This window comes from Bacteroidota bacterium, assembly GCA_018266835.1.
In the GTDB taxonomy this organism is placed as follows: Bacteria; Bacteroidota; Ignavibacteria; order Tepidaquicellales; family Tepidaquicellaceae; genus JAFDZO01.
This window is the reverse complement of the sequence record JAFDZP010000002.1, coordinates 1,561,497-1,587,170: the sequence shown is the minus strand read 5'-3', so window position 1 is coordinate 1,587,170 and position 25,674 is coordinate 1,561,497. Positions and strand designations below refer to the sequence as shown.

Below are 25,674 nucleotides of genomic sequence, written 5' to 3'. Positions count from 1 at the left end.
CTACTTATGGTTCGCTTCTAAATATCTTTCAGCATCAATTGCTGCCATGCAGCCTGTGCCTGCGGCGGTAACTGCCTGTCTGTAAATGCTGTCCTGCGCATCGCCGCATGCAAACACTCCGGGAATATTTGTCTCTGAGCTTGTCTTCTTTGTAATCAGATAACCTACATCATCCATATCTAAAATTCCTTTGAAGATATCTGTGTTCGGCTTATGACCGATTGCAATAAACACTCCCTCTACGGGATAATCAGTTATCTCGCCTGTAACAACATTTTTTAATTTTACTCCCGTTACTGTTTTCTTAAAATCTTCTTCCGTTCCTACAACTTCATCTATAACTGTATCGGTGATAAATTTTACTTTCGGATTTTCTTTTACTCTATCAAGCATAATCTTTGATGCGCGGAAATTCTGGCTTCTGTGAATAATTGTGACTTCCGATGCATGCCTTGTAAGATAGTTTGCTTCTTCCATTGCAGTATCACCTGCGCCGACAACTATCACTCTTTGATTTCTGAAAAAGAATCCGTCACACGTAGCGCATGCAGAAACTCCGTATCCCATGAATTTATGTTCGCTTTCAAGTCCAAGCAATTTTGCTGTAGCACCTGTAGCAACAATCACTGTATCTGCTGTATAAGTATCGTTATCATCTGTTGTAAGCACAAACGGCCTTACATTAAAATCTACTTTAGTAATAAATTTATAAATCGATTTCGCTCCGAACCTGTGTACTTGTTTTCTCATTACATCCATCAGTTCCGGTCCCTGTATTCCGTGTTCAAAACCCGGAAAATTTTCAACTTCAGTTGTTATCATCAGTTGCCCGCCCGGCTGATGACCTTCGAATATTATAGGATTTAAATTTGCCCGTGCTGTATATAATGCGGCAGTAAATCCTGCCGGTCCCGAACCTATTATTATTACTTTGTGGTGGTTAGACATAGGTTAAATTATTTTGAATATTTTATATTTATAAAAATTATTTTGAAATCTTATTTTTGAATTCCTGATTATCCGGCGCAAGTTCGTACGCCTTCTTCCAGTACTTCATTGCATTTGGCCTGTCGCCAAGTGCATCGTAGATGTCACCCAGGTGGTCATTCACAACTGCTGAGTTGCCGTTTACCTTCAGTGACTTCAGTATATAATCTCTTGCCTCTTCATTTTTTCCGAGCTTAAACAATATCCATCCGTATGTATCAAGGTATGAAGCGTTGTCACCATTATTTTCCAGTGACTTCTTAGACATCTTCATTGCGTAATCGAGTCTCTCGCCTCTTACTGATAAATAATAAGCATAGTTGTTTAAAGCCAATGCGTTATCAGGATCAATACTTAAAACTTTTTCGTAGGCAGCGTTTGATTCTTTGTATCGCTTGAATGTCTCATACAATCCTGCAAGAGCGACTAAGTTATTTACATCTTCCGGATTTTGTTCGTTCGCCTTCTCATAATATGTTAATGCATTTGATGCATTGCCTAAAGTCTGCTCTATATTGCCAAGCAGATTTAAAAAATCAAAATCGTTCGGGAATCTCTCAAGTCCTTTTACCAGTGCAGTTTTTGCATCCTGCATTTTGTTCTTCTGAAAATATGAAACACCCACGAGTAAAAAAACCTGTCTTGCAGTATCGCCGTACTGCATAGCCTTATTGAACTTCTCCTGATAAGCGCCTTCATTCTGATTTATTAAATCAATTGCGCCGAGGTAGTAATAAGGAATCCACTCGCCGGGATATTCATTGTTCAGACTTGTAAAAATGTTTGTCGTAATATCTAATGCGCCTTTATCGTTGTTGATCAGTCTGTAATAAACTTCGCCGACCTGTACCTTTTCATAGAAGTCTAATGAATCCTTTCCGAGAAGCTGGCTGAATTTCTGAAATCCTTTATCGTTATCATTCTTCTGAAAATAAATTTTTATAAGCTCTGCCTGAATATTTTTATCTTTGGGGCTTATAGCAAATACTTCTTCATATAATTTTTCCGCTTCATCAAGTCTGCCAATTTCCCTGTAATGCGCAGCAAGTAATCCCTTTATTTCCGAGTTAAACGGATTTAATTTTAAAATTGCCTCAAGTGTTTCAGTTGCCTTATCCATCTCCTTAAATCCGACATAAATATCGTACATCTTTCTCAGCACTTCGTAGTCGTAGCCGATCTTATCGGTTATTCTTTCGTAAATCGTTATCGCCTTTGATGGCATCTTCATTTCCTGATACAACCGCGCAAGAGTATAAAGTCCGTATGTATAATTCGAATCAACAGTAATTATTTTTTCAAATATTTCAGCTGCCTTCGGATAGTCGCTTAAGCCTATATATATAGAAGAGAGCCGCTCAAGATACTCAGTTTCATTCGGGTCTATATCAACTGCTTTCTTTGTATAAGTCAAAGCGTCTTCATATTTTCCGAGAAAATAATACAGATTTCCCAGAGCATAATATATTCCGGGGGCTTTATCATATTGAAGAGCTGTTTTATAATCCTCAATTGCGCCGAGATAATTATTTTTAAGCTCGAGGGTCTTTCCTTCTATAAAGAGGGCTTCAGCTTTTCTTTTTCCGTTTGTAGTATCTCCGGAAACATTCACAGCGAAAACATCTGTAACTGCAAGAAGAAATAAAAAAATAAGGGCGAGTTTTTTAGGCATACGAAATAAAAATACTTTTAATGATTGGCATATTCAACGAATAATGAATTGCAGTAATTACAACGGATTTTATTGCGGTAAAATTCCTTTGGTAACCCGCACTCAGGTTTAAACGCGAAGAACGCAAAGTTTACGCTAAGCACGCAAAGTAATACAGAATCAAAAATAACGCTTTTTAAATTATTAATACTCTTCAAATTATTTATTCTCTTCGCGGACTTTGCGATAATTTTTGCGCTCTTTGCGTTTAAACAAATAAATTTCTCATAAAAATTCACCCAAAATTTGTAATTACAATTTTATTTTAGAAAGAGTATATTTACACTTTACTATTCTTTATGCCATTTACATTAGAAACTTTTCTGTTTTGGGGACTCGGAATACTTGCTGTTTTTTCAGCTGTTATGATGATAACCCGCAAAAGCCCGATTAACAGCGCGCTGTTTTTAATTTTAAATTTCTTCACCACATCAGGAATTTATCTACTGCTCAGAGCTCAGTTTATTGCCATTATTCAGGTGCTTGTATACATGGGCGCCATCATGGTTTTATTTCTGTTCGTAATTATGCTTCTGAACCTGGGTGACGAAAGAAAAATGTCGGAAGTGCTTGGATTCAAAAAACTGACTGCTATTCTGCTTTCTTTATTATTAATGTGTTTGCTTGGATTTACGGTGTTTGCAGGATTTTACGGAAAATTTGACAAGATAAGCGAAAGCGCACTCGGTCTCGGTACAGCAGAATCTCTTGGAAAAGAGCTGACCACCACTTACTCGCTTCCTTTTGAGCTCGCCTCATTCCTGCTTATTGTAGGAATTATCGGAGCAGTGGTGCTTGCTAAAAAGAAATTTGAATAAAAGGTTTTAAAATAATTTTATAAGTATAAAAGCCTGTTAGATTTTTCTGACAGGCTTTTTTGTTTACTGAAAACTTTATTCTGAATTTAACCGCAAATAAGCGAAAAATTTCTGCAAAGAAACGCAGAACAAATGAAGATAAAATTTATAATATTTTAAAATATCTTTGCGTTCATTGTATCAGAACTTTGCATCTTAGCGGTAAAATAAATAGTAATTATCTAAATATTTGTTGCGGCTGCATACCCGCTTGACCACGCCCATTGGAAATTATATCCACCGAGCCAGCCTGTTACATCCACGACTTCCCCAATAAAAAACAATCCTTCTGCCTTCTTTGCCATCATGGTCTTTGAGGAAAGCTCATTTGTATCTACTCCCCCCAATGTTACTTCCGCTTTCTCGTATCCTTCATCTCCCACAGGCTTCAACACAAAATTTTTGAGTAAATGATTTATGTTATCAATTTCTTTTTCGTTAAGCTGATACAAAGGTTTAGATGGAATATAATTTTCGTTCAACACTTGAGTAAATCTCTCGGCAAAGAAATTTTTCAAATACGTTTTTAATTCTATTTTCTCTTTTGAATTTTTAATTTCATCAAGATTTCTATCCGGAATTAAATCAATTTTTATTTCTTCATTCTCCTTCAGATAAGAAGATATTTGCAGAATAGCGGGACCGCTGAGCCCTTTATGAGTAAACAAAATATTTTCCCTGAAGCTTATTTCATTGTTTGAAACAATCGTATCAATCGAAACTCCGCTTAAAAATCTGAACTTGTTCAAATCTTCTTTTGATAGCAAAAGCGGAACGAGCGCCGGTTTTGTTTCTGTTAAATTTATTCCAAACTGTTTAGCAATTTTATATCCGAATGATGTCGCTCCCATCTTGGGGATTGATAGTCCGCCTGATGCAATTACCACACTTCCCGATTCAAAATCACCAAGGTTTGTCTTAACTATAAAGTTATTTTTCTTATCGAGTGATTTTACGCTGCAGTTTACTTTTACATGAACGTCTGACTTGCTGCATTCCTCAAGTAACATTTCGACAATCTGACGCGAGGTGCTGTCACAAAAAAGCTGTCCTAACTTTTTTTCGTGATAAGATATTTTATAACTTTCAACTAACTCAATAAAATCGTGCTGAGTGTATCTTGCAAGTGCAGATTTGCAGAAGTGAGGATTTTGTGAAATATAATTTTCAGGTGAGGCGTACATATTTGTAAAGTTACATCTGCCACCTCCGGAGATGAGGATTTTCTTGCCGACTTTCTCTTCGTGCTCTATTACTAATACGCGTTTTTTTCTTTTGCCTGCTTCAGAAGCACAGAAAAGTCCCGCTGCCCCGCCGCCGATAATTATTACATCATAACTATTCAATGTTTTCCAGCAATTATATTACTATTATAATTTTTTAAAGAAATAGGTAATTTTCCGCAATGACAACACGAAATGAAATTCTTGTTCACGAAGAAAAGATAATCAACAAACTAACGGAAAGAATAAACTTTTTAAATAAGAAAAGTAATTCTCTTTCTTACTACCGTCTCATCACAATTATTGCAGGCGTTGCGCTGGCATTTGTTGCATTCAATTATATCAGCACTCTTACAGGCTGGGTTGTTATTATTCTTGATTTGGCTCTATTCTCAATCCTGGCAGCGCGGCAGAGCAAAGTAATTCACTCTATAGATAAAGCAAAAAAATGGATTAAGATAAAGAGTGTACGACTTGCAAAGATGAATTTACAATGGGAGAATATTCCCGAAGCAAAAAAAGAATACCGCGACTCGCATCATCCTTTCGAGATTGACTTAGATATCACCGGGCAGTATTCATTGCTAAGAATCTTAAACAGCACTTTTTCAAAAGAAGGCTACATAAAATTAAAATCATGGCTGCTTAATCCTTTAAAAGATTTTAACGAGCTGACTTTCAGACAAAGCATTGTTCGTGAGTTAATTCCTTTCAAAAGCTTCCGCGAAAAATTATTTCTCAGATTTTCTTACTTAAAGCAAAACGAATTTGAAGGCACGCAGCTTATCAACTGGCTTGAGAAAGATTCCACTTTAAAAATTTCTAATTTCGTTCTGTTCTTTTATTCACTCGTTTCGTTGTTCAATATAGTTTTCTTCATATTAAACTTTTACAATATAACTCCATCTTACTGGGTGGGAGGGTATCTGCTCGTATTAATTATCTACGGGTTACAGGAAAAAAATATTAAACTGATAATAGGACCCTCGGAAATTATTTTTGACGAATATCTGAAAGCGTACAATGTTTTCGAAATTATCTCCAAAACCGATTTCAGCAACAGTCCCGAGCTGCAAAAATTTCTCGAGCCGTTTCATAATAAAGAAACGAATCCTGTAACGTTCTCTAAAAAAATAAACCGCTTAATAAATTTACTGAGCTTCAGGGAGAATGCAATATTCCGTTTCCTTGCAAACTCAATTATTCCTTACGATGTTTTTCTTTCAAATCAGCTTGCAAAGCAGAAAGAAGTATTAAAAACTGTTCTGCCTGTATGGTTAGAAAAACTTTACGAATTTGAAGGATTGATTTCACTGGCAGAGTACGGATATACAAATCCTGAATTTTCTTTCCCTGAAATTTCAAAAGAGAAGAATTCAAAACTTGAAGCAAAAAGCTTAGGTCATCCGCTGCTTTCTTATGAGAAAAGAATTTCTAATGACTTTTCAATCATAAATAATGAGATTATAATAATAACAGGTTCAAATATGTCCGGTAAAAGCACTTTTCTGAAAACACTCGGCATTAATCTGTGTCTGGCATTCAGCGGAGCCCCCGTTTGTTGTGAATATTTTTCCACTTCCATCTACAGAATTTTCACATGCATAAAAATAAGCGATAGTCTCAACGAAGGTCTTTCTTATTTTTACTCGGAGGTTCAGCGTCTTAAATCAATTTATGATAACATCTTAAAATACGACGAGCCGCCTTTGTTTTTTCTTGTAGATGAAATTTTTAAAGGGACAAACAATCGTGAAAGGTTAATCGGAAGCAGGGAGTATATTAAGTCGCTTATCGGCAAAAACGGCTGCGGGGCAATTTCTACACACGACCTTGAGCTGGTAAATCTTGGCAAGGAATTTGATGTTATCAGGAATATGCATTTTAAAGAGGAAATTGTTGGTAATATGATGGTTTTTGATTACAAAATTTACTCAGGCCCCTGTCCGACCACTAACGCCCTGAGGATAATGAAACTTGGCGGACTTAATATTGAATTATAAAATTCGTATTTTACCGAGATGGAAGTTTTAGCGGGAAACATTTCATACATGAATAATAACGAAGTTTCAAATTTAATAGATTCGTACAAGGATTTGACGAAATCGAATCCAAGGAAGGCCCTGGTTTCGGCTCAGGATACTTATGACCTTGCGAATAAAAATGACTTCGATGAAGGAAGGATAAAATCTCTGATGCTTATGGGGGAGAGCCTCTACGCATTATCTGAGTATGACCTTGCTATGCAGAAATTTTATGAAGCTTTGTCACCCGCATTAGCTTTTCAGAATAAAAAATACGAAGCCGAAATATATCACTGGATTGGAAATATAAACCAGTCCCTCAGCAATTATCAGACCTGCCTTGAGTTTTATTTCAAATCTTTAAATATAAAAAAAGATTTACCCGATAAACTTTCAGAAGCTCTTACTCTGAATAATATCGGAATTGTTTATAAACTTCTCAACAATTACCCCAAGGCTCTTGAGTATTACTTAAGAAGTTTGGGGTTGAAAGAGGAGTTTGGCGATAGAAAAACTGTTGCCAACACACTGAACAATATCGGGCTTATGTACAGTACGCTCGGTGAAAATAAAAAATCCAACGAATATCTTTTTAAGAGTTTAAAATTTATCGACAGGGATAATTCGTTAACAGATGAAGCAAATGTGCTGAACAACATAGGGATGAATTATAAAGAACTCGGAAACTATGGCAAGGCACTGGATTATTTTAACGAGTCTATGAACCTGATAAAGATGACTCACAAAAAAGATGACGAAGCAAATGTACTTAACAATATTGGAACGATCTTTTCTTTTCTTAAGAAAGAAGATAAGGCAATCGAAAAATTTCTTGAGTGTCTTGAAATCACAAAATCTATAGGCGATAGAAAAACAGAAGCTACATCATATCTGAATCTCGGAGTATCACATCTTAATTTAAAAAATTATTCGGTTGCAGAAGCATATTTACAGCAGGCAATAGAGTTAACTACTGAGATAAAAATCAAAGACATGAAAATGTCTGCTCTTTTCCATCTTGCCGAACTAAATGAAGCAACATCTCATTTTGAAGAAGCATTACGATACTACAAAAGTTTTCACGACCTTGAAAGAGAGCTGTTCAATACAGATTCGCATCTAAAGAGCAAAGGTTTAATAGCACAGTACGAATCTGAAAAAAATAGAAAAGAATACGAAGCTGCGAGAGAAAAGAATGTTGAGCTTGAACAGATGATTCAGAAGCTGGATTCGCTTAATGAAGAGAAGGACCATTATATAAGTATTATCTCGCATGATTTACGAGACCCGCTCTCTGCCATTTACGGAATAACGGATTTAATCCTGGCCGAAAAAGATACTACAGATAAAGAAGAACTGCTTGAGTACGTAGCCTCTATAAACCAGTCAGCTACAAAAGTTTTAAAAATATTAAAGCTGTTATTAAGAATTAATGAAGTTGAATCCGGTAAACTTGAAGTACATCCCGAGCAGCTGAACATTGTTCCGATAATAAGTTCAGTGATAGAAGATTACAAGATGAGAGCAGAAGATAAAAATATAAAAATTCATTTTAATTCTGAAAATGATTTTTCACTGATGGGAGACAGGAACTCGCTTAACTCGGTATTCTCTAATTTGATTTCAAACGCAATAAAATACTCACCGAGAGATAAAAACGTTTACATAATAAATACATTTAAAGAAGGATACATATTAACTGAAATAAAAGATGAAGGTCCCGGATTAACAATGAAGGACAAGGAGAAAATATTTGAGAAATTTGCAAAGCTTAGCGCGCGGCCTACCGGCGGAGAAGAAAGTACGGGATTAGGATTATCACTTGTAAAAAAATTGGTAAATGTGAATAACGGCAAAGTCTGGGTTGAGAGCGAGCACGGCAAAGGAGCATCATTTTTTGTAAAATTGCCGGGAAGACCATTATAAATTCTTTATAAATGAGCGCGGAGATAATTCTAAATCCCATAGGAAAAATATTCAACGAAAGAACAGAAATTGAAGACGATAACTGGGGAGAAGTTGTAAGCAGGATTGAGTTAAACGATGAAATAGAAATAGATTCAATCAAAGGAATAGAAGAGTTCTCGCATCTTGAAGTAATATATTATTTCGATAAAGTGGATGACGCCAAAATAATTTCCGGAGCGAGGCATCCGCGTAATTTAAAACACTTGCCTGAGGTTGGTATATTTTCACAAAGAGCCAAGAACAGACCGAACAAGTTAGGATTAACTACCGTCCAATTGCTTGAAGTAAAAGATAAAACTTTATTTGTTAAAGGACTTGATGCAATAAACGGAACTCCCGTGATAGATATAAAACCCGTCTTTAAAGATTTTTTACCCCAAGGAGAAGTAAAGCAGCCTGACTGGGTAAATGAAATAATGAAAAATTACTGGAATTAAATTTACATAAATAATGAAAACTATTTTAACTGACTATGTAAACTACAATTACTGGGCAAACAAAAAAATCTGTGATTTATTGCTCACGCTGGATGACTCAGTACTCGAAAAAGATATCGATTCAAGTTTTAGAACTATAAAGGAAACTGTATACCATATCTGGGGAGCAGAATGGATATGGTTTTTAAGAGTAAGCGACAGTTCAAAAATCGAATGGCCTGTAAAAAATTTTAATGGGAATTTTAAAGAGGCAGTAGGTTTGTTTCACAAGGCATCACTCGATATGATCAATTTAGTTAATGAAAAAAACGAAAAAGATTTTGATGCAGACATTCTTTATCACAACATTGCAGGACAGGGATTTACCAATAAGCTTTATGAAATAATTATGCACTGCATGAACCACTCGACTTTTCACAGAGGGCAGATTGTAACTATGCTGCGGACTGCAGGTGTTACAAATCTTTTCTCAACCGATTTCATAACATATTACAGGGAGCGATAGAAAGCTTGGCAAACTGTACTAATTGCGGAGCAGCGCTAATCGGAAAATTCTGCTCAAACTGCGGACAGAAGAAGTTCACCCTTCACGATCTAACTATCAGCAAATTTATTTTCAATTTCTTCGAGGATTTTTTTAAGTTTGATTCGAATGTTTTCAGAACGCTCAGATATTTATTGTTCAGACCGGGATTTTTATCCGCCGAATACGTAAAAGGAAGAATTGCAAGCTATGTAAAGCCGTTAAAGCTTTTTGTGTTTACATGTGTTGTTGTCGTTTTTCTTGGCCAGTACATTGCAAAGAATGATTATAGTTTCCCGCTGGAGGAATTAAGTTTTTTCCAGGCTAAAGTAGAGAAGATTTCGGTTGAAAAAAATATGGGCAAAGAAGCTTTTATTGAAAAGTTCAATTCTGTCTACTTCAGCAAAATCCCGTTTTATTTTTTAATTGTTGTCGTTGTTTTTACTATTATTCTTTCTCTGATTTTTTTCAAACAAAAAAGAGTGATTGCAGAGCATCTGGTATTTTCACTTCATTTTTTTACTGCCTGTCTTATACTTTCTTTGCTGGAAAGTGTTGCCGATAAATTGGGTGACTTCACATATTATTTTATTCTTTTTGTTCTTCCGTTTATCTATCTGTTTTTTGCAGTCAGGTATTTTTACACAAACAAAATTATTCCTTCAATAGCGGCTACTTTATTTTTATATGCCGTGTATGTTGTTATTCAGTATTACTGGTTAATACTTACAGGATATATAACTTTAAATCTTATTTAACATTCATGAACTGCAAAAAGAGATTACTGATTGTATTTATATTGTTTTTAGCCGGATTTACTTACGCGCAGAGCGATACATCAGAATTAGTCCTCACCAAAAATCAGCTTGTATTTATTGAGCTTAATAAAATGAATCCGCACATACTTCTTGATATCCGCTACGCAACAAAAAATAATTTTACAGGGAAAGTTGTATATCCTGAAGCACGTGCATTTTTAGTGGATGACGCTGCTTACAGTCTTGATTCAGTTCAGAAAGAGCTGAAAACAATGGGACTCGGATTAAAAGTCTATGATGCTTACAGACCACTCTCAGTGCAAAGAATATTCTGGGAAATAATGCCGGATGAAAGATACGTGGCTGACCCAAAGAAAGGTTCACGCCATAACAGAGGTATGGCAGTTGATTTAACTCTTGTAGATAAAAACGGGAAAGAACTTTCAATGCCGACTGAATACGATGACTTTACCGAGAAAGCTCATAGAGATTATATGAAGTTGACGGACGAACAAATAAAGAACAGAAAAATTTTAGAAGATGTGATGATTAAGTATGGATTTAAAGGTCTGCCGACTGAATGGTGGCACTTCGATTACCGCGGATGGGAAGATTACGATGTAATGGATGTAAAATTTAAAGATATAAAATAAATTTTTATTAGTGCCGGAGTTACTGCTCCGGCACAAATTTTTTACTCGCTTAACTTCTTCATTCTTTCCAATCTTTCTTTTTCATTTGCTGCCAGCCATTTATCCTGTGATAATTTTTCGTATGCAATTTTAAAATTCGTTTTAGAATTTTCTTTGTCTTCTTTTAAAAGATACAACTCGCCAAGTTCTTCGTACACATATCCGTCACCGGTATCGCCTGTGCTTTCCATATACTCCTTAATTTCATTCTGCATTTTTAATGCTTCATCGATTTTATTTTGCGCGCGGAGAGTTCTTGCAACGCACCATTTAGCTATTCTTAACTGTACCGGATGATTTCTTTCAGTATGATACACAACATTTTTTCTGAAATACTCCATTGCAGTTTCGTAATCACCTTTATCAAAATATGTCCAGCCTGTATTATTCAGCAATGAACCGAGCCATCCTTTTGCTCTTTCATTGGTAGTTTTTTCTATAAGCTCTATTGCAATTTCATTCCAGTTAAGCGCAGCATCGTGGCTTTCAGCAATGCCAAGCATATGCGCAGCATCTATTGTGTAGAAGTCGGCATTGTTTTCCATAGCCAGATGATACGCATCAAGGAAATAATGAATCGCTTTATCTTTATTTCCAAAGGAATTAAATGCTCTGCCTCTTTCAAGATTATATCTAATGCGTGCTGTAATCATTTCGGGCTTCAGCTGCTTTTCAACGTCATCTAAAACTGCATGGGCTTCCTCAAACTTCATCTGAAGTCCAAGAGTTCTTGCAATCTGTGTAAGGAGCTGAAGATAATATTCTACGTTATCTTCTTTTTTCGTCTGCGAGAGAACTTCCCTGAATTTCTTTTCAGTCTCTGCGGGTTTATTGTAATCCCACAGCTTGTCAAATTCTGTTTGAGTTTCCATTTATAAAACTAAAATTTATTTAGAGCCGAAGTTAGGACCCGTTACCTGCAGATCTTCAGTTGAGTTTCCGTCCTTATCAAAAACTTTGAATAATACTCTTCCGCCTGATGTACCGTTACTTTCCGCTTCAAGCAATACTTTGTTCAAATTTTTCACGTCAGGATTTTCAGGAGTGATAATCCATTTTTTGTTTCCGTCTTCAGAAACAATTTTCACTTTGATTCCGAACGAAGTATTTATCACTCTAAGATTTGTAAACTGCGCAGGTGAAGTAATTTCTATCTTTGTAATATGATTCGATATAAAATAACTTACCAGATCAATCTGATACTGCCACTTGAAATATTTATTTTTTAAGTCGATTACATCGGGAGTGATTTTCACTTGTGGTCTGTTGGTATCAAGCGTATTCACGTATCCGCCTATAACAGGAGGAAGAACTTTTACCTGCGTATGTCCCTGTACGTTTGTATCGTTGGCAATTATTACTGTTATATCGGATAAACAATTTTCATCAACATAATTTCCTTTGAAATAAAATTGTATATCCGCTGCGCTGTTGTAATCAGGTGTAATTTTAAACATCTCTCCGCAGGTGCTTCTTGCATATGCATTTGAAGGAATGAACGGATAAGCATCTTTAGTTATGTGTGCATTAATAATAACAGAATCAAGCCCTCTTACTTCATTCGTTTGCGGCGAAAGAGTAATGTTGTAAGATGCGCGGTTTGAGCATCCGTAAAAAATCGTTAACGAAGATAAAACTAAAAACAATAAATATTTTTTCATACTTTGGTTAGGGTATTAATAAATTAAGAGAGTACTCCTTTGCCCTCTCTTATTACAGTTACATCATCATCTGTGCAGTCAACAATTGTGGAAGGAGTTTTTCCTCCTGTTCCTCCGTCAATTACTATATCAACGAGGTTCCCGTACTTCTCATAAATTAATTCAGGGTCATTAGGGTAATCTTTAAAATCATTTTCTTCTGTGATAGAAGAAGTCATAATCGGATTGCCGAGTTCCTGAACAATAGTTCTGCAGATATTATTATCGGGAATTCTTATCCCGACAGTTTTTTTCTTGCTCTGAAAAAGTTTCGGTACGGTATTGTTTGCATTCATAATGAATGTAAACGGTCCCGGAAGATTTTTTTTCAGCATTCTGTAAACAGAAGTGTCTATCGGCATCACAAAGTGTGAGAGATTGCTTAAATCATAACACACTATTGAAAAATCTGTCTTTTTTATATTTAAATTTTTTATCCTGCATATTTTTTCAACTGCTTTGGTATTATAAATATCGCAGCCAATTCCGTAAACCGTATCTGTAGGATAAATTATTACTCCGCCGTTTTTCAGGCACTCCACGACTTGTTTTATTTTTCTTTCATCGGGATTATCAGGGTGAATCTGTAATAGCATTGTCAGGATATTCAAGTAAGGTTCTCCCCCTTAACAAGGGGGTATTAGAGGGGGGTTTAATGTATAACAGAATTCATATTCTTCGTTAAACCACCCCTAGCCCCTCCTTGGTAAGGAGGGGAACATATGGTGTCTGTAATTTTCTTTTTATCAATGCCCCCTCCCTGAAACGGAGGGGTGCCGAGCATGATAAAAGTAGTGTTAAATTTTGAAACCTTATTTTACTTCACTAACATCATTTTCTTTGTATCCTTAAACTCACCTGCCTGTATTGTGTAATAATAAATTCCGCTTGATAAATTTAATTTCCCTGCATCAAGTGTATAAGAGTAGCTGCCGGCATTTTGATTACCTAAACCTATTGCAGCAACTTCTTTACCGAGCATATTGAAAACCTTCAGCATCACTACTGAATTTGTTTTTAAACTGTAAACAATATTGGTTGTTGGGTTGAACGGATTAGGATAATTTTGTTTTAATCCGAATGCGTTCGGAATTTCGGAAGAAATCTGGTTAACGCCTGACGGTCCGCCTAGTGTTCCGTTGTTGTTCACATTCTGTGCATAGATATCAGGTGCGCCGTTTCTTGAATCTGACCATACAACTATACTCATTTTATTTACAGTTATTCTTGCATCTATTCTGGATTTTGCGCCTGTTGTTGGACTAATTGTTTTAAGTACGCCGCCGTTCCAAGCTATTGTGCCGTTTCTGTTAAACTTAGCCACTTTAATGGTGTTATCAGTTCCGCCGAATACTGCATCATTGATGTACAGGACTGCATTGGTATCAACTGCCTGAGTTGTTAATGTTGAAAAAGAACCGGGTCCCATAGGAATTATTGTAAGCCCTGCATCAGTCCATTGTCTGTCCCCTGCCGCATTAAATCTTTGCCCTACCAATGAAAATTGTGTCTGTCCGCTGTTTGCTTCCTTCCAGAATAAAAACGTTTCCCCTGTTGTAGTATTAAAACATGCCTGCTGAGTATTTCTTACCATTCCTGGTGTAGTGTTGCCTGCGCTTCCGTTTAATGGAAAAAGTCTTGTACCTGCTGAGTTGAATCTTTGTACATATGAAGTTGCTCCGCCTCCGCTTCTTGCATCATTCCAGCTATACAGTGCTCCGTTGTTTCCATCTGAGTAAATAAAAGGAGGATTGAATCCCGAACCTGCACCTAATGCATAAACTGTATCATAGGTAGGATGCCAGACTGAAGTTCCTGTTGAAGAAAACTTCTGTGTATAAATTTTATAATTTGAAGGAGAAATAAAACTTCCTGTATATCCTATGAACATCATAATAACGCTTCCGTTATCTGAGCCTATAGCTGCAGGAAAATCTATAGTTTCACTTCCTGTTCCTGAAATTGAGAGTCCGTCAGCGGCAAATTGTTTTACACCTCCGGGAGAAATTCTCTGATACTTTGCAACTCTGGGTGTTGATGTATAAATCCATGTTACCCAGATACTGTTATCTGTACACTTTGCTAATTTAGGATTTGCCTGATATACAGTTGTCTGGCTGTTAAGAGAAATTCCATTTGCCCCCCATAACATCGTTCCTGCCGGAGAAATTTTATAGATGTAAGGAATTATTTGTCCACCCGCTCTTGTATCGGTAAAAGCTACGATACAGTTGCTGCTGTCATCGGCAATCATATCGTAATCTACCAGCGATGTGCTCTGCGGGTTATTACTTACAAGCAAACCGTTAGCTGCAAATTGCGCTACACCGGCAGCATTATATCTTTGAACATAGACAGCATAGCTTCCGCTTCTGCTATCAAACCATGAGATATAACATCCGCCATCGGGCAGCGCCGCAATTTTGGGTAAAACTTGTTCTCCGGTTTGTACGCAAACCGGCAGATTTACATTTGGATCTGCGCTCCATTGCGCATAGGAATTTGAAATAAATAAAAGAAAAAATACCGGTATTACAATTAATATTTTTGTTGTTATACTTTGTTTCATAATAATGGGATTGATTGATGTTAAAGTATAAAATATACAGCAAAAAAAACAGAATGAAATGATTATAGAATTTCAAATTTAAAATTTCAGATTTCAAATGTACTACCATAACATAATTCATTTAAATTAACTCTGAACATTTGAAATTTAACATCTGAAATTTGAAATTATAATACCCCTTTCTTCATTGAAAATCATAAAAAAAGAGAGTAATTTCTAAAAAAACTATTCTTTAATGGCAAAAGGCTATAATGTACTTTTTGTGACCAGTGAAGTTTTTCCGTACTCTAAAACGGGAGGTCTCGCTGATGTTTCAAATTCCTTACCACAAGCGCTTAATTCCTTAGGAAACGAAGTAAGAATTGTTAGCCCTAAGTACGGACAGCTGGATGAAAGAAGACTGCAGATTCATGAGATCAAGAGATTGAAAGATTTGACCATGAAGATGAACAATACTGAATCGAAGTTCAGCATAAAATCGTCCTTTATCCACGGTAAAAACACAAAAGCTCAGATATATCTTCTTGAGAACCTCGATTTTTTCAAGAATAAAGGCATATACCAGAACATAAAAACAAAGCAGGATTTTACAAATAACGATGAACGTTATTTGTTCTTCTGCAAAGCCGTTCTGGAAATTCTCGAAATTCTCCAGTGGAAACCCGATGTAATACACTGTAACGACTGGCAGACAGGACTTATCCCTGCTTTTATCAAAACAGTTTATAAAGACCATCCGTACATAAGAGACATTAAGACAGTTTTCACAATACACAATCTGGCTTATCAGGGAAATTTCCCGAAGGCTTCATTCGATAAAACCGGCCTTCCGCCCGAAGTTTTTGAGGCTGCTAACCATCACGGTAAGTTCAGCTTTATGAAGGCAGCTCTGGCTTATGCAGATAAAATAACAACAGTAAGTGAAAAATATGCAGAGGAAATAAGAACAGATAAAGAATATTCATGCGGATTTGAAGATATTTTAGATAAAAGAAAAAAAGACTTATCAGGTATTTTAAACGGAATAGATTACTCCGTTTGGAATCCCGAAGTTGATAAACAAATTGAATACAGATATACCTCACAGGAAATTCCTTTGAAGTGGGAAAACAAGCGCGAGCTACTTTCACAGTTCAAAATTGAGTACGATGAAGAGACTCCGTTAATCGGAGTTATATCAAGATTAGTTGACCAGAAAGGTTTCGATTTAATTGAAGAAATTCTTCCTGCTCTGATGAAAGAAAAAGTCCACATGATTATTCTCGGACAAGGTGATGAAAAGTATCAGAAGTTCTTAAAATCAGTTGAGAAAAAATACAAAGATAAGCTTGCAGTAGTAATCGGTTTTGATGAAGTGCTTGCTCATAAAATTGAAGCAGGTGCTGATATGTTCCTGATGCCTTCAAAGTATGAGCCTTGCGGACTGAACCAGATGTACAGCTTAAGATATGGTACAGTTCCGATTGTAAGAAATACCGGCGGACTTGCAGATACAATTGTTGATTACAAAAAACCCGGCGGTAACGGATTTTTATTCAACAAATACAGCAGTAAAGAGTTTTTAGAAATTATAAAAACTGCTCTGAAGATTTACGAAGATAAAGATAAATGGAATAAGATTTTAAGGAACGGCATGGCTCTGGATTTCTCATGGAAAGTTTCTGCAAAGAAATATACAGCGTTGTATAAAGCGCTGGTCTAATAACAGTTTCAAGTTACAAGTGTCAAATTTCAAATACTATTTCACTTGTAACTCGTAATTTGAAACTTGACACTGAATAAGGAACGTATTTAACTTTTCATAGTATAATACTGAAAATATGAACAAGGCAGTTTTTCTCGATAGAGACGGTACGATAAACGAAGAAGTAGATTACCTTAAAAGAGTTGAAGATTTAAAAGTATATTCATACACAACAGAAGCGCTAGAGATCTTAAAAGAGCTCGGCTTTTTAAATATAATAATTACAAATCAATCAGGAGTAGCCAGGGGATTTTTTACAGAAGAAGATCTAAAATTAATTCACGAAGAATTGCTCGGCATTACAAACAAAAAAACAAAACTGATTGATGATATTTATTATTCGCCTTTCCACACTGAAGGCACCATAGAGAAATACAAGATTGAAAGCGATTTGAGAAAGCCCCGCATAGGGATGCTCCTCAAGGCGCGGAAAGAACATTCAATAGATTTGAATAGTTCTTTTTTTATTGGCGATACCTACACAGATATGAAGACTGCGCAAAACGCAGGCTTAAAAAAAATACTTGTTCTAACGGGCTATGGAGCGGAGCATTTACAAAAATGCCTCGATGAAAATCTGCAAATCGACTTCATTGCCAAAGATTTACTTGATGCAGCAAATCACATTAAAAATTTATCTAACTAATTGCTCTGAATGACATTGTTAAAAAAGATAATATACACAGCTACTACCTTACCCTTACTGATGTTTTTGTTTCTGGCCGGATGCGAAAATAATCCGAACGACCTTGGACTTAACTTTATAAATCCAAACGATACAGCAGGTTCAATAATTCTGGATACTACACTCATCACTAATACAAATTTCCGCTATTATACCAATGATAACGGCTCAGGAAATATGCTTATCGGAAATTATGCTTCAGGAGGAAATCTTTATACATCTAAAACTCTCATACAGTTTGCAGGTGTAAACAGCAACTATGCAGGCGCAACGGTGCTTTCTGCAAAGATGAGATTAAGATATTCTAAATATGCATTCAAAGATACAACAGGTACAGTTGCTTTCAATATTTACAAAGTGAACAGAGCATTGAATTTACTTTCAATCACAAACGATTCGGTTTCATCTTCAGATATCGGAACAACTTCAATTGGAAGCTACTCTGGCAATCCGACAGATACATCTGCTATCTACATTACACTGGATAACCAGACGATGAAGGACTGGCTTTACTATGCCGCAGATTCAAGCTATGCAACTAAAAATTACGGTCTGGCATTCGTACCGACAACTGCATCAACAACTATAAAAGGATTCTACTCGGAAAATACTGACGTATCATTAAGACCGGTGATAACCGTTGTTGTTCAGACAACTACCTCTACCGATACAATTGATTTTGTATATCCAAGTTCTGTCTCTTTGAGTACTGCTCCGGAAAGTGTATTACCGGCATCACAGTACTTCATGGTTCAGAACGGAATTGCTTTCAGGAATATTCTGAAGTTCAGTTTCCCGAATCTCCCAACTAATGCAATCATTAACGAAGCATACCTGCAGGTTACTCTTAACACAGGAATGTCATACATTACATCAGGAACCAGCAATCAGATTAAAGTTGATATGGTAACAGACAGCTCAACTAAGGCAACGAATAATGAATCGTTTGTTCTTACTCGATTGGATTCAATAACATATACAGGAAGAATAAATCAGATAGTACAACGATGGAACTCAAACGTAAGCCCTAACTACGGACTTTCAATGAGATGCCCTTCTGAAATAGCTAATCTGGATAATTTTGTATTTTATAATTCGGATAATCCCGACGTTTCCAAACGTCCGAGGATAAGAATAAGATATTCCTTAAGACAGTAAATAAGATAGCTGTTAAGACAGTAAAATTGAGACAATAAAAGTCGTCACATAAAAGTTTAAAATGCTAAAAAGAATAATTTTAATAGTAGTTTTCCCTCTGATGTTCGCATCAAGTTTATTTGCGCAAGATGATTTTCCGGCAGGCTCGCCTTACACAATATTCGGAATAGGCGACCTTAACTACAGCACTGCAATAAGAACAACAGGTATGGGAATACAGGGAATTTCTCTCACAGGAAATTACATCAATAACATGAACTCTGCAGCTTTATCAAAGCTTCCTTACACAAGTTTCTCCATGCTGTTCAATTATAATTTTTTAAAATCATCTGACGGAACAAGAACCGTGAGTTCTTCCAACGGAAATGCATTCGGTTTAAATATCGGTGTGCCGCTAAGTCAGGAACAGGGATGGTCACTTGCATTAGGATTTAATCCTTATTCAAACATCAATTATAAAATTATAAACAACTCAGTTTCATTGGGAGAAACAGTGAAACAAACCTATGCCGGCAGAGGCGGAATTTCCAGAATAAATATAGGAATGAGTTACACTCTTGCAAAGAGCATCAGCTTAGGCGCAGATTATAATTATGCATTCGGAGATATAAAAGATTTGAAATTAATTGAGTTCACTTCATCTTCAGGATTTACACCAACAAGAATTCAAAGCGAATACGATTACACAGGTTCATATTTCAAGGGCGGCGCAATTATTGACCTGGAAAAACTTCTTAAATTAAAGAAGTCTAACGACTTCACAATAGGATTTTTATATGAATCACCACTTACACTTACAGCTAAGTTAGACGGAATTGTTACATCAAGCATTTCAACTGATACGGTAACAGTCAGCAAAGGCGATATAAAAATTCCAGCAAGAATAGGTTTCGGTATTACAAAAAAAGTAGGCAACAGATATTTGCTTTCATCTGATTTCATGATGCAGGACTGGAGCAGCTTTACTTCAAACGGAGTTGTTCAGCCGAATTATCAGTCAGCAATGAGAGTCGGAGCAGGGTTAGAAATTCAGCCTATTGAAAATTCCGATAACTCATGGGATAAGCTTTCATACAGGCTTGGCGGCTTCTATGAAAAGTCATATTATACAGTTAACGGTGAATCAATAAACAGAATAGGATTAACAGCAGGACTTGGTGTGCCAATCAGCAAATACAATTCGCTCGATTTTGCAGTGAGTGTTTCCACCAGAGGAAAAATTGAAAACGGATTAATAAAAGATGACATGATAAGATTAACAGCAGGAATAAACTTTGGTGAGCTTTGGTTTGTTAGACCTAAAGATGAAGACAGATAATAACAATAAATTTTAACACTATGAAAATTTCAGTCGGCGCAGACCACAGAGGTTTTATATATAAGGAAAGAATAAAAGAGCTGCTTACAAAGCAGGGACATGAAGTCATAGATTTCGGCACAAACTCAGAGGATAGCGTTGATTACCCGCTGTATAGTGTTAAAGTCGGTGAATCAGTCGCCTCCAAAGAAACTGATTTCGGAGTTCTTGTATGCGGAAGTGGTATAGGTGTAAACATTACTGCCAACAAAGTTAAAGGCATAAGAGCAGTTAATATCTGCTCCGAAAAAACGGCTGAGATGGGAAGAAAACATAATAATGCAAACGTAGTAACATTCGGGCAGGATGTGCTGCCTTTTGATTTAGTTGAAAGAGCTTTGAATATTTTTCTCACCACGGAATTCGAAGGCGGAAGACATGAAAGAAGAGTGGAAGAAATTACAAATCTCACAGGAAAATAAATTTTTGTATTACATAATTTTGTTATCTATATTTTTTTAATCTATAATTTTTAAAATCTATGAATTCATCTCTTCAATCTCAGGATCCTGAAATTTATTCTACAATAGAAAAGGAAACAAACAGACAATCAGAGAAGCTGGAAATGATTGCCTCTGAAAACTTTGTTTCAAAAGCTGTAATGGAAGCTCAGGGTTCCGTTATGACGAACAAATATGCTGAAGGTTATCCGGGAAAAAGATATTACGGCGGATGTGAATTCGTAGATATGGCAGAAGACCTTGCAAGAGACAGAGCAAAGCAGCTATTCGGCGCAGAGTATGTAAACGTTCAGCCGCACTCAGGCTCACAGGCAAATATGGCTGTGTACTTTGTTCACCTTAAACCCGGTGACAAAGTGATGGGAATGAATTTATCACAGGGCGGACACTTAACACACGGCTCTCCTGTAAACTTTTCAGGTCAGCTTTATAATTTCACAAGCTACGGCTTAGATGAAAATGGTTACATTGATTACAACGATGTTGAGGCAAAGGCTATAAAAGAAAAACCAAAGATGATTACAGTAGGTGCATCAGCTTACTCAAGAAATATAGATTACAAAAAATTCAGAGAGATAGCTGATAAGATCGGCGCATTTCTCTTCGCAGATATCGCACACCCTGCAGGACTTATAGCAAAAAAATTACTGAACGACCCGCTTCCTCACTGCCACGTAGTTGCTTCAACAACTCACAAAACTTTAAGAGGACCAAGAGGCGGAATAATTCTGATGGGAAAAGATTATGAAAATCCTTTCGGACTTGTTGCTCCTAAATCAGGCAGAACGAAAATGATGAGCGAGCTTATTGATTCAATGGTTATGCCCGGCGTACAGGGCGGGCCGCTTATGCATGTTATCGCAGCAAAAGCAGTTGCATTTAAAGAAGACTTACAGGATTCATTCTTAGAATATTGCAAACAGGTTATTAAAAATGCACAAGCATTGGCAAACAAATTAATATCATACGATTTTAAAGTTATTTCAGGCGGAACAGATAATCATCTTATGCTGATTGATTTAAGAAATAAAAATCTTTCAGGTAAAGCTGCAGAGAATGCTCTTGATGAAATAGGAATTACATGTAATAAAAATGCTGTGCCTAACGATGACAAGTCACCGTTAATTACAAGCGGTATAAGATTAGGAAGCCCTGCGCTTACAACACGCGGAATGAAAGAAGCCGAGATGGAACAGATTGCAGATATGATTAACAAAGTGATCTCAAATCACAAAGATGAGAACGTAAAGAAAGAAGTTGCCGAAGCTGTAAAAGAGCTGACAGCAAAATTCCCATTGTACAAAAGCTAAACGAAGAATAAAAAATCTAAAGTGGTTTGAGCGAAGATAATAATATACACGAGCCGGAAGAAAATGGCGAAGTTGAAAGTGGAATGAGTTTCCTCGATCACCTTGAGGAGCTCAGATGGAGAATTGTAAAGAGTGTTATAGGAATTGTTGCGGGCGGCGCAATAGCCGCTTTTTTTATAGATTGGATAATGAACAGCATTTTGCTGCGACCGTCAACATTAACCAATCCTCCGCTCTCGCTTCAGAACTTAAAGCCTTACGGCCAGTTCAGTCTGTACATGGAAGTGATTATTACCTGCGGAGTAATATTAAGCATTCCGAATTTATTATATCAGATTTGGAAATTCATTGAGCCCGCTTTAAAGCCCAATGAAAAAAAATACGTTTCATCCATAGTAATATTTTCTTCAATTTGTTTTCTTACCGGGATTGCATTCGCATACTTTGTAATGCTTCCCACATCATTAGGATTTTTTGCGCAGTTCGGCTCGACGATAATTAAAAATAATATTGCCGCCGATGAATATTATGACTTCGTTTTCTCAGTTCTTTTAACGGCAGGCTGTGTTTTTGAGCTGCCGATGGTTTCGTTCTTTCTTGCTCGCATAGGAATACTTACACCACAGTTTATGCGCAAGTACAGAAAGCATGCAATCGTAGCTATACTTTTAGTGGCGGGAATAATAACTCCTACGCCCGATGTAACGAATCAATTGTTGCTGGGTATTCCATTATTTTTATTATATGAGATAAGTATTTTCATCTGCGTATTTGCACAGAAGAAAAGAAAGAAGGAAACACTTTTACTTGAAGATAAGCCTGCAGATATAGAACCGTAAGAAATTTTTATTATAAACTAAAATAATTTTTCTGTATTAGAAGGATATCAATACAGAGTAAGCATGAATTTAAAAGACATATCAATACCGATAACCGAAGAGCTTGAGTATTTTCAGGAACAATTCTCTAAAGTTTTAAAATCCAATGTAGCATTAATTGATTTAATCACAAAGTATCTTCTTAAGCAAAAAGGTAAGAAGATAAGACCTATACTTGTGATTCTTTCAGCAAAGCTTGTCGGAAATGTAAACGAACGTACATACGTTGCAGCAAATCTCGTTGAGCTTCTTCACACTGCAACTTTGATACACGACGACGTTGTTGATGAAGCAAAAACAAGAAGAGGCATTGCATCGATAAATGCCGTATGGAAAAATAAAGCAGCCGTTCTGATAGGTGATTATCTGCTTTCAAGCGGATTATTGATAGCAGTCGAAGCGAAAGAGCACACTTTTTTACAATACACTTCTGAAGCCGTAAAAAGCATGAGCGAAGGCGAGCTGCTTCAAATTCAAAAAGCGCGCAACTTCGATGCAACGGAAGAAACTTACTTCAAAGTTATTAAAGATAAGACGGCATCATTATTAAAGTCATGCTGTAAAATGGGAGCGCTAAGCGCTACCTCAAATGAAGAGCATGTTGAAAGACTTGGAGTGTTTGGCGAAAATCTCGGAATAGCATTCCAGTTACAGGACGATTATTTAGATTACGCAGGAAGGAAAAAACTACTGGGTAAATCAGTCGGTAATGATTTAAAAGAAAAGAAATTTACTCTGCCTTTGATAATTTCATTGAACAACGCTCCTAAGAAAAAATCAGCGGAGATAATGAAGCTGATAAAGAGTGATTCAAAAAAGAAATTTGATATCGTACATGACTTTGTTTATGAATTTGGCGGAATGGAATACACACAGAATAAAATTAAAGAATATTCCCTGAAGGCAAAAGAAGCTATCTGCATCTTCAAAGAAACTGAGACCAAAAAATCATTATTGAAGCTTGTAGATTTCTTGGAGATAAGAGAACACTAACAAATCATACATTCAATTTTAACAATAGAAAAGGCGTTCAAAAAATTTGAACGCCTTTTATTTTATATATAAATATTTTTAAAATCCTATTAAGAAGAATAACCTGCTTCTCCGTCGAAGTTGTACAGATTTTCAGTTTTAATGAAATCAAATCCGCCTTCGTGAAGTTTATCAAGCAATGCAATGATATCGGAGTTTTTAATTATCTCTCCTTTATTCTCAGAGAAATATCTTCCTCTCCAGTGGTCCGAACAGAAAATATCGCCTGATGCATTCGGCCAAACGGTTACACCTCTGTTGCTTATTATCTGTAGCTTTAATCCGCCTGCAGTAATTTTGCTCAGCATTGCGCCAAGGTCATCTGCCTTGCCTGCAGTCCAGTCAAAGAATACATCGACGCCGACTAAATCTTTCCTTTGTTTCTTCGCAACATATTTTTTTGATACTATATCTTTTCTATCGATGTTATTATAGTTAACAGCTTTCAAAATAGAAGGCTTCTGCCCGACTCTTGAAATAACTGCCTGCGCAAATTCTTTCGTGCCGACTTTCTCCTTGCTGATTCCTTCTTTAAAAATATCATAGGTATGAACGCCGTCTTCCATTGTTTTAAGCCATGCATTGTGAACGTTAGTTGCAACGTCTGACTGTCCTATATGATTTAGCATAAGTACTGCGCCTAAAAGAAGACCTGTTGGATTTGCAAGGTTTTGTCCTGCTCTTCTCGGAGCTGAGCCGTGAATAGCTTCGAACATTGCAAAGTTATCGCCGATATTTGCAGAGCCTGCAAGACCTACCGAACCTGTCATCTGAGCAGCAACGTCAGATAAAATATCGCCGTATAAATTTTCCATAACTATAACATCAAAATCTTCAGGTGATGTTGCCATCTTTGCAGCGCCGATATCGATAATCCAGTTTTCATTTATGATATCAGGATACTCTGCAGCAATCTCATCAAACACTTTATGGAATAATCCGTCAGTCATTTTCATGATGTTATCCTTCATGAAGCATGTAACTTTTTTTCTGTTGTTTGCTTTGGCATACTCAAAAGCATATCTGATAATTTTTTCGCAGCCGGGACGTGAAATTAATTTCAAACACTGATAAACATCGTTAGTCTGTCTGTGCTCAATACCTGCGTAAAGGTCTTCTTCATTCTCTCTCACGATAACAACATCCATCACAGGATGCTTTGTAGAAACGTAAGGATGGTAGCTTACACATGGTCTTATATTTGCATAAAGACCGAGAGTTTTTCTTGTTGCTACGTTTAAACTTTTATATCCGCCGCCCTGCGGAGTGGTGATTGGAGCTTTAAGAAAAACTTTTGTTCTTCTTAAAGAGTCCCATGAGCTTTGCTCAATACCTGTTGCATTTCCTGCAAGGTAAACTTTCTCTCCGATTTCGATAACTTCTATATCAAGCTTTGCGCCTGCGGCAATGATAATATCAAGTGTTGCCTGCATAATTTCCGGTCCGATTCCGTCTCCATATGCAACTGTTATTGGTGTGTTTCCAGACATGATTAACCTTTCTGAGTTTTGATGTGATTATTAAATTTGAAGTTGTAAAATAATCAATCTGGGAGAGAGATAAAATCTAATAAATATAATATTTTTCTTCTTTGCCTATT

Annotated in this window: 23 protein-coding genes; 15 read left to right on the top strand and 8 right to left on the bottom strand. The window is 36.4% G+C overall.

Features of this window, described 5'->3' with window-relative positions; genetic code table 11:
• Entirely contained in the window at positions 1-948 is a 948-nt protein-coding gene (gene trxB, locus JST55_08735) for a thioredoxin-disulfide reductase (protein MBS1493583.1), read from the bottom strand.
• Between the two features lie 37 nt (positions 949-985).
• Positions 986-2,659, bottom strand: a complete 1,674-nt coding sequence (locus JST55_08730; GenBank protein MBS1493582.1) for a tetratricopeptide repeat protein — start codon at positions 2,657-2,659, stop codon at positions 986-988.
• 338 nt (positions 2,660-2,997) lie between these two features.
• Between JST55_08730 and JST55_08725 the strand changes: the two genes are divergently transcribed.
• Entirely contained in the window at positions 2,998-3,516 is a 519-nt protein-coding gene (locus JST55_08725; GenBank protein ID MBS1493581.1) for an NADH-quinone oxidoreductase subunit J, read from the top strand.
• Positions 3,517-3,737: 221 nt separating this feature from the next.
• On the opposite strand, the gene JST55_08720 is transcribed toward JST55_08725, so the two are convergent.
• Positions 3,738-4,901, bottom strand: coding sequence for an NAD(P)/FAD-dependent oxidoreductase (locus JST55_08720; protein ID MBS1493580.1), 1,164 nt, complete (start codon positions 4,899-4,901; stop codon positions 3,738-3,740).
• Between the two features lie 59 nt (positions 4,902-4,960).
• Between JST55_08720 and JST55_08715 the strand changes: the two genes are divergently transcribed.
• From JST55_08715 to ddpX, 6 genes are read left to right on the top strand one after another with little or no spacing between them, the layout of a single operon-like run.
• Positions 4,961-6,781: a hypothetical protein gene (locus JST55_08715; protein ID MBS1493579.1), complete on the top strand. Its 1,821-nt coding sequence runs from the start codon at positions 4,961-4,963 to the stop codon at positions 6,779-6,781.
• Positions 6,782-6,799: 18 nt separating this feature from the next.
• On the top strand, positions 6,800-8,728 hold the full coding sequence (locus JST55_08710; protein ID MBS1493578.1) for a tetratricopeptide repeat protein: 1,929 nt from the start codon (positions 6,800-6,802) through the stop codon (positions 8,726-8,728).
• Between the two features lie 11 nt (positions 8,729-8,739).
• Positions 8,740-9,207: a tRNA (N6-threonylcarbamoyladenosine(37)-N6)-methyltransferase TrmO gene (gene tsaA / locus JST55_08705; protein MBS1493577.1), complete on the top strand. Its 468-nt coding sequence runs from the start codon at positions 8,740-8,742 to the stop codon at positions 9,205-9,207.
• 13 nt (positions 9,208-9,220) lie between these two features.
• Positions 9,221-9,712 carry a hypothetical protein gene (locus tag JST55_08700; GenBank protein ID MBS1493576.1) on the top strand — a complete coding sequence of 164 codons (492 nt, stop codon included), beginning with the start codon at positions 9,221-9,223 and terminating at the stop codon, positions 9,710-9,712.
• Positions 9,713-9,717: 5 nt separating this feature from the next.
• A complete protein-coding gene (locus JST55_08695; protein ID MBS1493575.1) occupies positions 9,718-10,488 on the top strand; it encodes a DUF3667 domain-containing protein in 771 nt (256 codons plus the stop codon).
• Between the two features lie 5 nt (positions 10,489-10,493).
• The gene (ddpX, locus tag JST55_08690; GenBank protein MBS1493574.1) at positions 10,494-11,141 is read left to right on the top strand and encodes a D-alanyl-D-alanine dipeptidase; all 648 of its coding nucleotides are present in this window, start codon (positions 10,494-10,496) and stop codon (positions 11,139-11,141) included.
• 41 nt (positions 11,142-11,182) lie between these two features.
• Here ddpX and JST55_08685 read toward each other — a convergent pair whose 3' ends face one another.
• The 4 genes from JST55_08685 to JST55_08670 all read right to left on the bottom strand — a co-directional run bounded on the left by JST55_08685 (position 11,183) and on the right by JST55_08670 (position 15,449).
• A complete protein-coding gene (locus JST55_08685; protein MBS1493573.1) occupies positions 11,183-12,052 on the bottom strand; it encodes a hypothetical protein in 870 nt (289 codons plus the stop codon).
• Positions 12,053-12,067: 15 nt separating this feature from the next.
• Complete coding sequence (locus tag JST55_08680) at positions 12,068-12,841, bottom strand: hypothetical protein (GenBank protein ID MBS1493572.1); 774 nt, start codon at positions 12,839-12,841, stop codon at positions 12,068-12,070.
• Positions 12,842-12,864: 23 nt separating this feature from the next.
• Positions 12,865-13,476, bottom strand: coding sequence for a threonylcarbamoyl-AMP synthase (locus JST55_08675; protein MBS1493571.1), 612 nt, complete (start codon positions 13,474-13,476; stop codon positions 12,865-12,867).
• Positions 13,477-13,697: 221 nt separating this feature from the next.
• Positions 13,698-15,449 carry a T9SS type A sorting domain-containing protein gene (locus JST55_08670; GenBank protein ID MBS1493570.1) on the bottom strand — a complete coding sequence of 584 codons (1,752 nt, stop codon included), beginning with the start codon at positions 15,447-15,449 and terminating at the stop codon, positions 13,698-13,700.
• 235 nt (positions 15,450-15,684) lie between these two features.
• Between JST55_08670 and glgA the strand changes: the two genes are divergently transcribed.
• The 8 genes from glgA to JST55_08630 all read left to right on the top strand — a co-directional run bounded on the left by glgA (position 15,685) and on the right by JST55_08630 (position 24,035).
• Positions 15,685-17,151: a glycogen synthase GlgA gene (glgA, locus tag JST55_08665; protein ID MBS1493569.1), complete on the top strand. Its 1,467-nt coding sequence runs from the start codon at positions 15,685-15,687 to the stop codon at positions 17,149-17,151.
• Between the two features lie 118 nt (positions 17,152-17,269).
• Entirely contained in the window at positions 17,270-17,839 is a 570-nt protein-coding gene (locus JST55_08660; protein MBS1493568.1) for an HAD family hydrolase, read from the top strand.
• A 9-nt stretch (positions 17,840-17,848) separates the two neighbouring features.
• Positions 17,849-19,036 (top strand): DNRLRE domain-containing protein, encoded by a 1,188-nt coding sequence (locus tag JST55_08655; GenBank protein ID MBS1493567.1) that lies wholly within the window; start codon positions 17,849-17,851, stop codon positions 19,034-19,036.
• A 61-nt stretch (positions 19,037-19,097) separates the two neighbouring features.
• Positions 19,098-20,354, top strand: a complete 1,257-nt coding sequence (locus JST55_08650) for an autotransporter outer membrane beta-barrel domain-containing protein (protein MBS1493566.1) — start codon at positions 19,098-19,100, stop codon at positions 20,352-20,354.
• Between the two features lie 20 nt (positions 20,355-20,374).
• Positions 20,375-20,815, top strand: coding sequence for a ribose 5-phosphate isomerase B (gene rpiB / locus JST55_08645; GenBank protein ID MBS1493565.1), 441 nt, complete (start codon positions 20,375-20,377; stop codon positions 20,813-20,815).
• A gap of 59 nt (positions 20,816-20,874) precedes the next feature.
• On the top strand, positions 20,875-22,164 hold the full coding sequence (locus tag JST55_08640; GenBank protein ID MBS1493564.1) for a serine hydroxymethyltransferase: 1,290 nt from the start codon (positions 20,875-20,877) through the stop codon (positions 22,162-22,164).
• 83 nt (positions 22,165-22,247) lie between these two features.
• On the top strand, positions 22,248-23,003 hold the full coding sequence (tatC, locus tag JST55_08635) for a twin-arginine translocase subunit TatC (GenBank protein MBS1493563.1): 756 nt from the start codon (positions 22,248-22,250) through the stop codon (positions 23,001-23,003).
• Between the two features lie 63 nt (positions 23,004-23,066).
• Positions 23,067-24,035 carry a polyprenyl synthetase family protein gene (locus tag JST55_08630; protein ID MBS1493562.1) on the top strand — a complete coding sequence of 323 codons (969 nt, stop codon included), beginning with the start codon at positions 23,067-23,069 and terminating at the stop codon, positions 24,033-24,035.
• A gap of 89 nt (positions 24,036-24,124) precedes the next feature.
• Here JST55_08630 and JST55_08625 read toward each other — a convergent pair whose 3' ends face one another.
• Positions 24,125-25,564 (bottom strand): NADP-dependent isocitrate dehydrogenase, encoded by a 1,440-nt coding sequence (locus JST55_08625; protein ID MBS1493561.1) that lies wholly within the window; start codon positions 25,562-25,564, stop codon positions 24,125-24,127.
• Between the last annotated feature and the right edge of the window lie 110 nt (positions 25,565-25,674).

Excerpts from the sequence above, each read along its gene's own strand:
- tatC (MBS1493563.1), top strand. The coding sequence starts at position 22,248 with ATGAGTTTCCTCGATCACCTTGAGGAGCTCAGATGGAGAATTGTAAAG.
- trxB (MBS1493583.1), bottom strand. The coding sequence starts at position 948 with ATGTCTAACCACCACAAAGTAATAATAATAGGTTCGGGACCGGCAGGA.
- JST55_08725 (MBS1493581.1), top strand. The coding sequence starts at position 2,998 with ATGCCATTTACATTAGAAACTTTTCTGTTTTGGGGACTCGGAATACTT.
- tsaA (MBS1493577.1), top strand. The coding sequence starts at position 8,740 with ATGAGCGCGGAGATAATTCTAAATCCCATAGGAAAAATATTCAACGAA.
- JST55_08655 (MBS1493567.1), top strand. The coding sequence starts at position 17,849 with ATGACATTGTTAAAAAAGATAATATACACAGCTACTACCTTACCCTTA.
- JST55_08640 (MBS1493564.1), top strand. The coding sequence starts at position 20,875 with ATGAATTCATCTCTTCAATCTCAGGATCCTGAAATTTATTCTACAATA.
- JST55_08685 (MBS1493573.1), bottom strand. The coding sequence starts at position 12,052 with ATGGAAACTCAAACAGAATTTGACAAGCTGTGGGATTACAATAAACCC.
- JST55_08675 (MBS1493571.1), bottom strand. The coding sequence starts at position 13,476 with ATGCTATTACAGATTCACCCTGATAATCCCGATGAAAGAAAAATAAAA.
- JST55_08715 (MBS1493579.1), top strand. The coding sequence starts at position 4,961 with ATGACAACACGAAATGAAATTCTTGTTCACGAAGAAAAGATAATCAAC.
- JST55_08630 (MBS1493562.1), top strand. The coding sequence starts at position 23,067 with ATGAATTTAAAAGACATATCAATACCGATAACCGAAGAGCTTGAGTAT.
- JST55_08660 (MBS1493568.1), top strand. The coding sequence starts at position 17,270 with ATGAACAAGGCAGTTTTTCTCGATAGAGACGGTACGATAAACGAAGAA.
- JST55_08700 (MBS1493576.1), top strand. The coding sequence starts at position 9,221 with ATGAAAACTATTTTAACTGACTATGTAAACTACAATTACTGGGCAAAC.
- JST55_08730 (MBS1493582.1), bottom strand. The coding sequence starts at position 2,659 with ATGCCTAAAAAACTCGCCCTTATTTTTTTATTTCTTCTTGCAGTTACA.
- glgA (MBS1493569.1), top strand. The coding sequence starts at position 15,685 with ATGGCAAAAGGCTATAATGTACTTTTTGTGACCAGTGAAGTTTTTCCG.
- rpiB (MBS1493565.1), top strand. The coding sequence starts at position 20,375 with ATGAAAATTTCAGTCGGCGCAGACCACAGAGGTTTTATATATAAGGAA.
- JST55_08670 (MBS1493570.1), bottom strand. The coding sequence starts at position 15,449 with ATGAAACAAAGTATAACAACAAAAATATTAATTGTAATACCGGTATTT.
- JST55_08625 (MBS1493561.1), bottom strand. The coding sequence starts at position 25,564 with ATGTCTGGAAACACACCAATAACAGTTGCATATGGAGACGGAATCGGA.
- JST55_08710 (MBS1493578.1), top strand. The coding sequence starts at position 6,800 with ATGGAAGTTTTAGCGGGAAACATTTCATACATGAATAATAACGAAGTT.
- ddpX (MBS1493574.1), top strand. The coding sequence starts at position 10,494 with ATGAACTGCAAAAAGAGATTACTGATTGTATTTATATTGTTTTTAGCC.
- JST55_08680 (MBS1493572.1), bottom strand. The coding sequence starts at position 12,841 with ATGAAAAAATATTTATTGTTTTTAGTTTTATCTTCGTTAACGATTTTT.
- JST55_08650 (MBS1493566.1), top strand. The coding sequence starts at position 19,098 with ATGCTAAAAAGAATAATTTTAATAGTAGTTTTCCCTCTGATGTTCGCA.